Origin of the sequence: Deinococcus betulae (assembly GCF_020166395.1) — a bacterium.
Taxonomy (GTDB): Bacteria; Deinococcota; Deinococci; order Deinococcales; family Deinococcaceae; genus Deinococcus; species Deinococcus betulae.
This window is the reverse complement of record NZ_JAIQXU010000008.1, coordinates 1-13,167: the sequence shown is the minus strand read 5'-3', so window position 1 is coordinate 13,167 and position 13,167 is coordinate 1. Positions and strand designations below refer to the sequence as shown.

The 13,167-nt window shown below is 67.8% G+C and carries 7 protein-coding genes; all 7 read right to left on the bottom strand.

The genetic code is table 11. The features are described 5' to 3' along the window. Positions 1-20: 20 nt before the first annotated feature. Complete coding sequence (locus K7W42_RS07860; protein WP_224573677.1) at positions 21-4,787, bottom strand: DUF11 domain-containing protein; 4,767 nt, start codon at positions 4,785-4,787, stop codon at positions 21-23. 2 nt (positions 4,788-4,789) lie between these two features. Next, positions 4,790-7,591 (bottom strand): DUF11 domain-containing protein, encoded by a 2,802-nt coding sequence (locus K7W42_RS07855; protein ID WP_224573674.1) that lies wholly within the window; start codon positions 7,589-7,591, stop codon positions 4,790-4,792. 174 nt (positions 7,592-7,765) lie between these two features. Continuing rightward, positions 7,766-10,075 (bottom strand): beta strand repeat-containing protein, encoded by a 2,310-nt coding sequence (locus K7W42_RS07850; protein ID WP_224573673.1) that lies wholly within the window; start codon positions 10,073-10,075, stop codon positions 7,766-7,768. A 23-nt stretch (positions 10,076-10,098) separates the two neighbouring features. Further along, complete coding sequence (locus K7W42_RS07845; protein ID WP_224573671.1) at positions 10,099-10,605, bottom strand: hypothetical protein; 507 nt, start codon at positions 10,603-10,605, stop codon at positions 10,099-10,101. 331 nt (positions 10,606-10,936) lie between these two features. Further along, complete coding sequence (locus K7W42_RS07840) at positions 10,937-11,080, bottom strand: hypothetical protein (protein WP_224573669.1); 144 nt, start codon at positions 11,078-11,080, stop codon at positions 10,937-10,939. Positions 11,081-11,184: 104 nt separating this feature from the next. After that, positions 11,185-12,015, bottom strand: a complete 831-nt coding sequence (locus tag K7W42_RS07835; RefSeq protein ID WP_224573667.1) for an isoprenyl transferase — start codon at positions 12,013-12,015, stop codon at positions 11,185-11,187. Between the two features lie 371 nt (positions 12,016-12,386). Beyond that, on the bottom strand, positions 12,387-13,167 hold a 781-nt coding region (locus tag K7W42_RS07830; RefSeq protein WP_369411331.1), incomplete at its 5' end, for an SMP-30/gluconolactonase/LRE family protein.

The following is a 13,167-nucleotide window of genomic DNA, read 5'->3' as shown; positions in this document are numbered from 1 at the left end:
CGAATAGAGTGAGCGCCCATTTACTTCTCCCCTCCCAGGGTCTCGTCCAGTGTCAGGTCAAGGCGCAGGTAAGCCCCCTGCTTGGTGTAGGCGTTGCCCAGACCAGTGAACCCAGCCGGATTGTACCCAGCGGTAATCCAGGTGCCGGGCAGCGCGCGGAACGACGCTTCCAGGCCGTAGCCGTACTGCGTGCTGCCGCTGCCCGGCTGCGTCAGGGCGCGGCCCCAGGCACCGACACCAATGCGGTCGGTCACGTAGTAGGTGGCGCCCAGGCCCAGCTGCGCGGTAAAGCTGCCGCTGTCGCTCAGCAGGGTGCGGGTGTCCAGGCCGGCGCGCACAGCCCAGGTGGGCTGGCGGTATTCGGCGGCGAGGTTGCTGCTCAGTTCTGGCTGGCCGCCTGCCAGGCTGCCGCTGACATAGCGGACGGTACCCAGGCTGTTAAAGGTGCGGTTGCGGTAGGCGTAGCCGATGGCCGCGCGCAGGCCGCTCTTGCCTGCCCCGAGCTCGCCCAGGCCGTCGGCGCTGAGGGTCAGGTGGTCGCTGAGTTGCCCTGAGACACCGCCGCGCAGCACCACGCCAAACTGGCCGCCCTTCAGGGTCAGGTCCGTGCCGGTGCTGGCGGTCAGGCGGTCGGTCTTGTACAGCAGGTCGGCGCCGGCCGTCAGTTCAGCCGCGCGGGTGCTCACGTCGTACAGGGCGCTGCCGCGCACACCGGCCGTCAGGCGATCGGTCAGAGGCAGGCTGGTGCTCACGCCAAAGCGGGCGCGGTTGCCCTGGCCGCCGGCCGTGGGCAGGTCGTAGGCCACCTGATAGTTGGTGTTGCCCACCGTGCTGCTCAGCGACAGGGCGGCGCGCTGGCCGGTGTTCCAGTTGATCTCGTCGGTCAGGCCCACGCTCAGGGTGTCGCTCAGGGCGTACTTGGCGGTCACGGTGGTGACCGGGTCCAGGTTGCCACTCAGGGGCTGCACGTGCGTGATGTCCACGTCAATGGGCGCCTGGTGGTAACCGGCGCTCAGGACCGCCCCCAGACCGCTCTGGGTGCCGAATGCTGCCCGCAGGCCGGCCCCCACACTGAAGGGGTTCAGGCGGTAGTCGGCGCGCGCCGTCACGCTGCCGCCCTGCGTGCTGGCCGTGCGGGTGTAATCGGCCTGCACGTTGGCACTCAGCTGCTCGGTCAGGCGGGTGTCCACGCTGGCGCTGACGTTCAGGCCCGGCGTCAGGGGCGCGAGGCCCTGATACTGCCCGTCCTGGTAGCGCACGCGGCCCTGCACGGTGGTCTGGCCCAGCTTCACGCCCAGGTCGGCGCTGGCCTGCAGGCCGCCCGAGTAGGCCACCAGGCCGTCGGCGCTTACGGTGCCGTTGTCAAAGGTGGCGCGCACGCCGGTAGTCACGCGGCCGTCCAGGCTGACGGCGGCCACGCCCACGCCGTAGCGCTCGGCGCTGTACTTGGCCTGCACGCCGTAGGCCAGGGTGCGGTTGGCCAGTGGGCTGTCCAGGCGGTAGCTGGCCAGCACGACCACGTTGTTCAGCTCGCCGTCCACGCGCTCCAGAGCGCGGGTCAGGGTGATGATGCCAGTGCGGGTGTCCAGCACGTAATCCACGTTGCGGGTCAGGGTGGTGCGGCGCAGCTCCTTGCCGCTGCTCTCTTCCAGGGTCAGGACTTCCAGGGTCTCGCTGCCCAGGGCCACGCCGCCGCGCGCCAGGCGCAGCAGGCGGGTGCCTTCGGGCGTGATGCGCTCGCCGGTAATCCGGTCACCAGGCACCAGGGCCGCAAAGCCGCTGACCTGCGCCGCGCCCTTGGTGCTCACGGTCAGGGCCGTCAGCTGCTCGCCCACGGGCAGCACGTCAATCGGCAGGGCGCTGCGGCGGTAGTCCGCGCGGAAGCTGGGGTGGTCGTAGCTGACAGCCACCGGGTCAATGCCCTGCAGCGGCGCCGACGCCACCGAGCTGTCGCCGTACAGCGAGAAGCGCTTGAGGGTGTCGTTGTCGGTGGGCAGGCCGCCGGTGTCAGCGGCCACGTACAGCTTGCCGCCGGCCAGGGCTCCCTCATAGGAGGCGCGCGCCTGAACGCTCAGGTCGTCGGCCAGGTTGAGGCTGCCGTCCAGGCCCAGGGTCGCGCTGACCACGCCCACGCCCACGCGGCTGCCGTCGGGGCGCACGTCGTAGCGGGTGGTCACGGCGCCCTGGCCCTGCGCGGCGGTCACGCTCAGGGTGGTGGGGGCGGCCTGCGGCTGCAGCACCAGTTCGCCCTCGCCGCCGCGCAGCGCCACCTGATAGCCGGCGGTCGCCGGGTCGGCGTCGGGGGTGCGGGGCTCCAGGCTGGTCGTCAGGGTGACCGTGTCCTGCTCAGTGAGATTGCCGGCGGCGTCCAGCGCGCGCACCTTCAGGCGCAGCGGGGTGCTGCCGTCGGCCGTCAGGGCCACCGGGGTCAGCTCAATTCGGGCCGTGGCCCCCACCAGCTGCACATCCACGGTGTCGCGGCCAGACTGCAGCGTGTTGGCCCCAGCACGCAGCGGCACCCCCACAAAAGTCACGGTGCGGCTGCCGTCCTCGTTCGTGGCGACCTGGCCAACACGGTCCTCGCCCACGGGCTGCCCGTTGACCGTCAGGGTGGGCTCCTGGCCAGCAGGCACCTGCAGCACCACGTTGATGCGGTCACGAATACGGATCAGGCTGCCCTGCAAAGGAAATTTGATGACGCCGGCATTCTCGGTGGCGGTGGCCGGCGCGTTCAGAGGCTGGGCGGCGTTCAGGTCCGCCTCGCTGAATTCGCCTTCCAGCACTTCCTGGCGCTCGCCGGCGTAGCGGGCCAGCAGTGCGGGCCGGCTCAGGGCGCCCAGCGGGCCACTGTGGGCCAGGTCATACGTGACCGTGCCGCGCCAGGCCGCCTCACCCTGGGTCAGGGCGCTCTGAGGAATCACCCAGTACAGCTGGCCACTGGGGCCGCGCAGGGGGTCGGCCACCGGCTGTCCGTTCAGGCGGGCGCTGCCGGCCACAAAGGTGGCGCCTTCAGGCACGGCGTGCGCCACCACGACTTCACGGGTCTGGCGGGGCACGTCAAAGGGCAGGGTCACGGTGCTGGCCCGCCGCGCTTCGGGAGCAGGCTGGGGGGCAGCTGTGGGCACCGGAACCGGCTGGGATGCCGGGGCCTGCGCGACCAGGGTGCCGCTCACGGTCTGGGTGGCGGCGCACTCGGGGCTGCGCAGCGAGGCGTCCAGGCGCGCCGTACCGGCCACGGTCACGCGGGCCCGGTAGCTCAGGGCGCGGGTCTCGCCGGCAGCCAGCTCGCCGCTGAATGCTGTGGTGTCCAGCGCCTCCAGGCCGCCCAGGGCGGTGTCGGTCAGCGTGAACGGCACCGCCGAGGCGGCCGTGTTCGTCACGCGCAGGGTCACCGTGACTTCATCGCCCGGCGCGGCCGTGGGCAGCGGGTCGCGGCTCAGTTGCAGTGAGGTCGCGCTGGCCAGCACATTCAGGTCCAGCGTCTGCGCCTGGGCCCAGGGGGCCAGGCGGGCCGTGACGGTCAGGGGGCCCGCCTGGGTGGCGGTGGCGGTCAGGCGCAGCTCGCCGGGGCGGGCGGCGCTCAGGGTGCCGGCCAGGGTGTTCACGCCCTGCACGTTCAGGCCCGGCGTGTCCAGGGTCAGGTCCAGCGGCAGATCGCCCGCAAACGCAGTCTGGGCGCGGGCCGTCAGGGTCACGGTGTCGCCCACGCAGACGGCCTGCTTGTCGGCCGTGAGGCTCAGGGCCACCTCGGGGCGCACCTGAATGCGGGTTTCTCCGGTGCCGCCGCGCGGCACGGTCACGCTGGGGGCCGCCACGCTGACCTGCGCGCCGGTCACCGGGTCGGGGGTCACAGGGTAGGTGCCGGCGGCCACCGTCTGCTCCAGGGTGCCCGGAATTGTCACAGAAGTCTGACCCACCAGGGCCGTCGTCTGGACGGGCTGGGTGCTGCCGGGCAACACCAGCTCGGCCGTTACCCGCAGCCGCCCGGTCTGGTCCACGCGCGCCACGCTCAGGGGCACGCCCTGGCCAGCGCGGGTCAGCGAAAAGCCCACGGTGTTGCTGTACTGGCGGGCGCTGGCGGGCTGGCGCAGTTCCACGGTGTAGTTGCCGGCCTGCGCGGGCAACGGCAGGTCGCTGAAACTCAGGTCAGCGCTGACCTGCAGGGGCGTTACGTTGCCGCTGGCGTCGCGCAGCTGCGCTTCCAGTTCGCTGGGACCGTCACCGTCGTACAGGCGCAGCACATGGCCGCTCTGGCCATCCACACTGACATTCAGGGCCGGCACCCACTCGCGCGAGTGCACGTTGACGCTCAGGCGCTCGGTGCTCAGGGCCGCGCTCACGCCGGCCAGGCGCACGGCGAAGGTGTTTTTACCGTTGCCGCTGGTGACCGCCCGCAGGCGGTACTGGCCCGCCGGCAGGTCCTGGTCCAGCAGGGTTTCCCAGGCGTGCTCGCCGGGGGCAAAGCTGCGGCTCAGGACAGTCTGGCCACTGGCATTCAGGAGGCTAAAGGTCGTGGTGACCTGGCTCTGGTTGGCGTCGTACTGCTCGTCGCCGTAGTAGTTGTCGCTGCGGTAGTCGCCCTGGTCCACGCGGGGGCTGTACAGCTCCAGGCGCACGCGGCCCGCCACCTGAACCTCCAGGTTCAGGTTCTGGTCGCCCACCGTCCACATGAGGCGGTCGCCTACCGTGGTGAGCGGCAGACTGGTGCTGATGTCCTGTGCGGCGCCGTGTCCGGCCGCCAGCAAGGCGGTCAGAAGAGCAGCGAGGCACTTGGGGGTTGATTTCACGCTTAGTACCTCCAGCTCAGCGACGGATCGGTGGTGGCCGCACGCGGCTCGCCCGTCCAGTCGAAGCGGTAGGTGAGATTCAGTTCACCTGCGGCCAAGTTACCGCTGTAGGTATTGCGGCCTTCTTTCAGAACTGCGCCGTCTGGCAGGGGGTCCAGCAGACTCACCGCCTCCAGGGCGCGGGGGCTGACCACGCGCAGGGTGACCACGTAGCCGCCCTCGACCACATACACCGCTTTTTCCACGCGCACGTCGCCCACGAGCAGCACGGTGCGGCGCAGGGCATCAATGTCACCGCCCAGCGGCGCCAGCGGGAAGTCCACGCTGGTCAGGCCGCGCACGAACACTGTCTGGGTGCCGCTCAGGCCCCCGTCCTGCGGCACATGCAGCGGCGGATAGGGCGCCGAGGCCGGGTCCAGACGCAGCGCCTGGGTGCCGTAGGCCACGTTCGGGAACGAGTAGCGCCCGGCCGGATCGGTCAGCACCTGACGCCCGCCCGCCAGCAGCACGCGCGCGCCCTGCACCGGGGTGTCCAGCAGCGGGTCAAAGAGGCCGTTGCGGTTGCGGTCCACGAACACGGTGCCCAGCAGGTCTGCCAGCGGCGCAAACTTGAGGGGATTGAGTTTAGTCACAGCGGTGGCGCGGTTGCTGGCAATGGCGCGCGCCACACCGCCGGCCCCGGTGCCGCTGACCTGCACGGTGTTGACCAGCTGGCCGGTGGCCTCGGGGGTCACGCGGGTCTGGTAGGCGATGGTGACGGTGCGCCCAGCCGGCAGCTCGGCGACAGACCAGCGCAGCACGCCCCCCTCGATGGTTGGGTCGGCCAGCGGCTGCCCGTTAAGCAGGCTGGTGCCGGGGATGTACTCCAGGCCGCGCGCCGGGGTGTCGGTAATCACCGCGTTCACGATGGCCGTGGTGGCCGAGGCATTGGTGATGTTCAGGGTGTAGGTCAGGCGGTCGCCAAACCCGGCTTCCTGGGCACTCACGTCCTTACGGATCAGCAGCTGCGCCGTCCATACGGGCGTCAGCACCTCGTTGCTGGGCAGAGGCGCCGTCAATTCGGTGGTGACCAGGTTAAAGACGTTGCGCAGCGCCTCGCCGTCCACAGCGCGGGTGGAGACCTGGGTGGTAATGGTCAGGGTGCGGGCTTCACCGGGTTGCAGGGTGCCCAGGGCCCAGGTGACCGTCTGCGCGCCGGGCTGACCGCTGACCACGCCGCCGGCCGAGGCCTCCTTGAAGTCCACATGGGCGGGAATGGGGTCGCTGGCCACCGCGTTCGTGAGGGGCCGGGCGTAGGGGTTACGCACGGTCAGGGTGTAGGTGATCGTGTCGCCGGCTGCCACAGTGCCGCCGTCCGGCACCGTGACCACCTGGCCGCCTGTGCCCTGGGTGGTCGCCACGTACGACTTGCGCAGTTCGGGCAGGCCTGCTTCCACGGCCGCAATCTGGTCACGGGTGGCGTTGCTCTCTCCCCGGTCCCCGGTGATGGTCACCAGCGCGTCCATGGGGCCCGCCTGCTGGGCGTCGTAGCACACCCGCACAAAGGCCGTCTGGCCGGGTTCCAGCACGAGCGGCTGCACCAGCGGCTGACCGTTCTCGCCCTGCACCTCGGCGCGCGCCGCGCCCTGGGGATAGGTGACCGTCAGGCGGAAGTTGTCGCGCACGTCCCCGGTGTTCTTGGCGGTGTGGTCAAAGCACACCAGCTGCCCCACCACCGCAAAGGACTTTTGCTGGGTGTCGGCGGCGCTGCCCTCGGGGGCTTCGGGGTTGCCCACGGGGCCAATGGCCACGGCCGGCAGGTACCGCACGTCGGCGCTGGCGCTGCCCGAGACTTCACGGCCACTCGTGCGAGCGGTGGCGGTGTTAGGAATCACGCGGCCCTCGGCCTGGCCAGTGGCGAGCATCCGGAAAGTCAGGGTGATGGCGGCGCTAGGGGCCAGGCGCTCAACGCGCACGCGCACGCCGCGCACCGGCTGAACCTCCTGCTCGGTCCAGGTGGTGCCGTCGGTGGTGTATTCCAGGATGCCCACGTTCGTGCGGGCGCTGCCGGGCACAAACACCAGGCCCAGGGCAATCTGGTCGGCCAGCAGGTCGGTCAGCACCACCTCGCGGCTCTCGCCCTGGCCACTGTTGCGGCTGGTCACCGTCACGGTGGTTTCGCTGCCAGGCCGCACCAGCGAGGGACTGAAGGTCTTTTGCACGCCCAGCACCGGGGGCGGCCCCACGCGCACCAGGCTGACGTTGTTGCTGTCAGTACTCTCGCCGCCAGCGCAGGACGCCACCAGGTTGGCGTAGGCGTCTCCCTGGGCGTCGGCGGCGGGGCTGGTCTCGACCACCAGCAGCAGCGCGGCGCGTTCGTCAGGGGCCAGCGCCACGCTGGTGACGTCGGGCTCGGCCGCGTCGGGCTGACCGTTGCCGTTCAGGTCGCGCACCACACGCGCCTGTGGGGTCAGAGTGCTGGCCTGTTCAAAGCGGGCCAGCACGGGAAACTCGCCGGTGGTGTTGCCGGTATTGACCACGCTGTAGGCAAAGACCGCCCGTTCGCCGGGCAGCAGGTCAGCACGCTGACCAGGCTGAGCCACGGTGCCGTCGGGGGTCACGCTGACCGAGCACACCGCCTGCACCACAGTGCGCACCACGTTTGAGGTGGCCAGGCCACGGTCGTCCGGTACGGGCGGCACATATTCGGCCGTCGCCTGGTTCACGATTTCGGTGCCGGCTGGGGTGGCGGCCAGGGCCGGCGCGGCGGCGCTGAGAAGTCCAGTCAAGGCCAGCGTGGCAGACAGAAAGGGGGAGCGCTTCAAGAGGGGGTCTCCTTAGAGGGGGTGCAGGGGGAATCGGGGGGCGCACAAAAACGTGCCTGGTCAAAAAATAGGTCTGGTGTTCTGACGGGGCTGTGACAGAAAAAAGGGAGCAGGAAGGCGAGCAACGGAAAAGCCCCGGCGCGGCGCAGGCCACGCCGGGGCGCAGAAAGGGGCTTACTTAACCGTCACCACGAAGTCGGCACTCAGGCTGGCGCCGGCGGCCAGGCTATCGGGCTGGTTGTTGGCGTCGGCGTCCAGGGCGACGTCGATCACGGTGCCAGCCGCCAAGCCTGCGGCGGGGGCGGTGACGCTCCAGGCGCCGCCGTTGACGCGGTAGATCGTGCGGGTGGGCACGGGGTTCAGGGCCACGCTGGCAAAGGTGGTGTTGGCCGGCACGGTGTCACGCAGGAAGAAGCCGGTCACAGCGCTGTTGTAGGTGTTCTTGCCGATGATGCGGTAGCTGATGTTCGCGCCGGGCTGGGCGCCGTTGGCCCCCGTGGCGGTGTAACCAGCGGGGTTGTCAATGCCGTTGGCGGGGTTGGTGGCGGCCGCCACACCGGCCTTGGCCACGAACTTGGCCACGTTCACGCTGCCGTTGGCCGAGACGCGCACAATGTCATTGTTGTCGGTCAGGACGATGGTGCTGTAGTTGGCCGTGGCCGTCTGCGACACCAGGTAGTCACCCGTGGCCGTGTTGGCCAGGGTCTGAATGACCGCGTAAGGCTTGTACTCGGTGCCGGGGGCCAGCACGGGGGTAATGAACTTGTTGTAGTCCGCGCTGTTCGGGTCGTTGCTGACGCGGGGCAGGATGGTGCCGTCAGGGGCGTAGTAGCGCACCGGCACGACCGTGGTGGCGCTCGTGGTGGCGTCGGTCAGGGTCACGCTGCCCACCAGGGTGTAGCTGTCGTTGTACTGCCCGTTGTTCACCACGTCCATCGAGAACACGGCCGTGCGGTCGCCGGCTGCGCCGCCGCCGTCCGGGCTGCTGACGCCGCCCGTCGCGCCGTTGGGGTTGACGGTCTGCACCGGGGTGGGGGTCGGCACGGTGCCCAGGGCCGCCGTCGCGTCACCAAACTGCATGGCGGGCGGCAGGATGATGTCAGTGGTAGTGCTGTTGGAAGTCAGGTCGGCGTCTTTGAGCGAGTCGGCGCCTACCAGGACCGTGACGGCTGCCACAGGGTTGCTGTCGTCGGGGTCGGGGAAGGTCACTTCGGTGCGGTACACGGCCGTCTTGCCAGTAGGGATCGAGACCGTGGGGTACTGCGCCACCGTGGGGTTGTTGGGATCGGTGGATACCGCGATGGGCGCGCCCGTGATGGGGTCCAGGAAGCGGATGCTCACGCCAGTGGTGGTGTTGGTAAAGACACCAGTGGCGGCGTTAAAGGTGTAGGCCGGGTCTACCGTGCCGTTGGCCAGTGCCGGGAACAGCTGCACGGTGTCGGTGGCGCCGCTGCGGTTGACCAGGTTGTTGGTAAAGGTCACCACGTCGGGGGTGTTGTTGGTGTCGGCGGTGGGGTAGGCAATCTGGGCGTCGCCGGCCACATTGGGGGTGATGGGTGTGCCGCCGATAGTGGGGTCGCCTGCCGGCGTGGTGGGGTTGCGGTAGCCGGGGGTGGTCACGACTGGGGTGTTATCGCCGGTCTTGCCAGTGGTCTCGGTGGGCACGTCCACGTTGGTGATGGGCGGCACTTTGGTGGGGTCGGTAATCGGGGTGCCCGCCGAATCCACGGGGTTCGAGGGCCCAGAGTTGGGCAGGTTGTCCAGGTTCGGCGCAAACACGCGAATGCGGACGAACTGGCGGTCGGTGTCCACGGCCTTGCCGTCTTCGTAGTTGGCGCTGCCGTTTGCGTAGCCGTTGCCGGGGGTGACCAGCGGGTCGGCGCCCTGGGTGCCGGTCACAACGCCCTCGGGCGAGGCACCGAAGATGCTGTTCACGTTGATCTGCGCGGGGTCGGTGGGCAGGGTGACCACCTGAACGATCTTCACGATGCCTTCGTCCGTGCCGGTGGTGGCGGGGTCGTCGGGGTTCAGGGTCACCGAGGTCAGCGGGGTGGCGTTGTCGGCCACGCCGTCGCCGTTGGCATCCAGGAAGTACTGCACCGTCTGACCGGCGTTGGCTCCGGTGGCGTCGGCGGTGAGAGCCACGGTCAGGGCCACGTTGCCGTTGTTGACCACAGAGTAACTGGTCACCACGCGCTGGCCAGGCACGGCGCCCGTCACCTGCACGGTAGTGGTGGTGATGTCGTTTTGGGTGCCGCCGTCAGCGGTGCCACCCGTGAACACGATGTCAAAGCCGGGCTTGGGCAGCACGACGGTGTTCACTGTGTTGGAGGTGCTGCTGATGGTGTTAGCGGTGTTCGCCGGGTCCTGGAAGCTGGCGCTGGCGGTGTTCTGAATGGTGGTGCCGGCGATGGTGCCAGCGGCGCTGGCGGTGCCGACCGAGAGAGCGGCCATTACAGCAAAGAGGGCAGTGCTTTTCTTCATGGGGTTCCTCCGGAACATGGGGGTTACTTGACCTGAACGCGGTAGCCGAGCTTCAGCGTCTGGTTAGCAGGGAGTTCACGAACCATCCAGCGAACGGTGGTGTATTCGCTGGGCTTCACTTCAACTTCTTTCTGGACCGTCTTGCCGTTTTGCGTGACGGTCACAGTCTTTTTCAGGGGCGCGGCCGCAAAGGTCTTTCCGCCGTCAATGGAGTATTCGGCGCGGGTGGCGTCGAGGCCCTGCTCGGGTGCCAGATACACCGTGTTCTTGGGAACGGGCAGCGTGATGGGCAGGTTAACAATGGACTTGGTGGTGGTGTTGCGCGCGGTCACGACCTGGCTCAGCACGGCGCCGGGCAACACATTGCCGGGGTTGGGGGTCAGCTGCTCGGTGACCTTGCCACCAACCGTGACGTTCCGCACCAGACTCATGGTGAGGCTCAGGGTCACGGGCGACACGGTTTGCGCGGTCTGCGCGGCAGCAACGCCAGCGGCCACCAGAACCAGCGCAGTGAGCAAGGGGCGTTTCATCTCAGTCTCCTTCATAAACGGGCGGTTAATTCTGAGGGCCGGGAGTGCGCGGTGATGACCGCCGCAACTGTCAAGGAGCGTAAATTTGGTCCTCTTACGCCCTGCTTACAGATAATTTGTAAGATTAAGATGACCAAGGGTCAACTGTAGGAAATGCTCCAGAGTCCTAGAATCTCAGCCTGAAACGCTTGAAAAAGACGCCCATTTCAGGCTTTTTGTGTCTTTTATTTCCCCCGTTGGGGGCGTCTTTGGAGGGAGAAGGCCTTAAGAGCGCCCTGGCCCTCATGCAGCCTTCAACTGACCGAAGCAGCTAGAAGGCAGGCTTTGTAAGTCAGCAAGCAGCGAGGCCAATTTCAGGCCAGACTCTCAGCAGACCTACCGCCCAGCCGTCGTAAAGACGCTGGCGTGAGGACGGCACGTCAAGTGCTTCTGCTTTCTGATCGGCCAGCATGGAATCGCCGGGAAGGTAGGTCATACCAGGGCTGCATCAGACGGGCAAATTTAGGTTTCTCTAGCTTCAGGCACTGACCGAACGAAGATTCTCCGCGACTCTTTGCCGCGCCTCTTCAAAGCTGATGCTCAGCGGCCGAAGCGGCGCTCACGACCCTGAAATTCTCGTAGAGCACGCAGAAAATCCACGCGCCGAAAGCCAGGCCAGTAGACATCACAGAAGTAATACTCGGAATACACGCTCTGCCACAGCATGAACCCAGACAGGCGGATCTCGCCGCTCGTGCGGATAATAAAGTCAGGGTCGGGGACATCGGCGGCGTACAGATGGGCGCTGATGTCGCTGGGCTGCAAGGTGCGCGCCACCTCGTCCAGACTCAGCCCTGCCTGGGCCTGGCGGTGCAGATGGATTTTGACGGCGTCCACGATTTCTTCACGGCCTCCGTAGCCCACGGCGATATTCAGGCGCATGCCGTCGTAGTCGGCTGTCTTCGCTTCTAGGTCTTGCAGCGCGGCCAGCACCTGCGGCGGAAAACCCTCGTGCTGCCCAATGGCGCGCACCCGCACCCGGTTGGCATGAATGCGGGGGTCGGTGGCCAGGTTGCGCGCCTCTCGCTCCAGCAGCGACAGGATATGCGCCAGCTCGTTGGGGTCACGGCTGGTGTTGTCGGTAGACAGCACCCAGATGGTCGCCGCCGGAATGCCCAGTTCCAGGCACCACTGCAAGACCTCGTGCGCCTTGTCGGCGCCAAATGAATGGCCCACTTCCCGCTGAAGGCCACTGGCGCGGGCAAAGCGGCGGTTGCCGTCCAGAATCAGCCCCAGGTGGCGGGGCAGGCGGCCGTGGGCCTGCACGTCGCGGCCCAGGCGCTGTTCGTACCCCCACACCAGGGCGCTGCGGGCCGCGTTTCTCGCCTTCTGAAGGGTACGGACAGCGAGTTGTGCAGCCTCGGACGACATATCGCGCCCAGTGTAGCGCCCACTGCGCCGCAGGCATCCGCCAAAAGAGGGCCCGGCAGCGCCAGAGACAGATAGTCTGGCCTCCTCCAACCAATTGTCACAGCTTTCTGACAAAAAACTACGCAGGAGCCTCAGGCCCTGCTGGACGTGGCCCGAATTGGTCAGCCTTGAGCGTGGTTCTGACTCATACAGCAGCAAACACGTTGAAGACATTGAAAGAAAACTGTCAGAACAAAGCCCAGAGCCGTCAGATGGCTCTGGGCGCTGAAATCGAAGGGCTGGTCAGGAGAAAGAGGGGCTAAGACTCGCTAACACCCTCCGCAGACCTGGTCGGAACGCTTGCCCATTCCCAGGCCTACGGAAGACCATCGTCAGAATTTCTTGAAGCGGGTGAGCTTGAAGGGCGTTTCTGGCGTGCCGCCCTGCAACTTGTCCAGCTGGCCCTGAGCCACCACGGCGTCCGTGCCCACTGCCGCCAGGGTCGTGGGAAAGCGCAGGCCGGCCAGCGGCTCATCCACCATCAGGGTGCCGGAGGTGTAATCGGCGCTCAGCATCACCTTGCTCACCACCTGGTCCATATTGCGCGCCACATACAGCGTGCGGCCGTCCAGCAGCAGCCCGTCACCGTTGTTCAGGCCACCCATCACCTTGCGAACGGTCTTGGTCTTCAAGTCAATGCGCCACAGATCACCGGTGTTCAGCTGAACCGCCAGCAGCGCGCGGCCATCTGGGGTCGCCACGATGCCGTTCAGGTTGATGCCCTTGCTATACCGGATGGGCGTGGTATTCAGGTCCAGCCAGGGAGTCGCCCCCGCTGCGGTGACGCGCCACAGCACGGGCCGCCCGGAATCGGTGACATACACCGCGCCGTCGGGCCCTGCGGCCAGGTCATTCAGGTAGGCGTTGGGGTCAGGCGGCGTGGCGATGCTGGCCACCGGGGCGCCGTCACGGCTGAGAACACTGACGACGCCGGTCGTGCCGCCCGCAATCCACAGTCGGCCCTGGGCATCCAGTTCCAGGCCGAGCGCACTGCCGCGTCCCTGACCGCCCCCCTTCGAGAAGAGACTGACAGCGCCCGTGCTGGCATTAATGGCATAGATGTCGCCGGTGCGGGCACTGCCGGTGAAGATCAGCCCCCGTTTGGCGTCATAG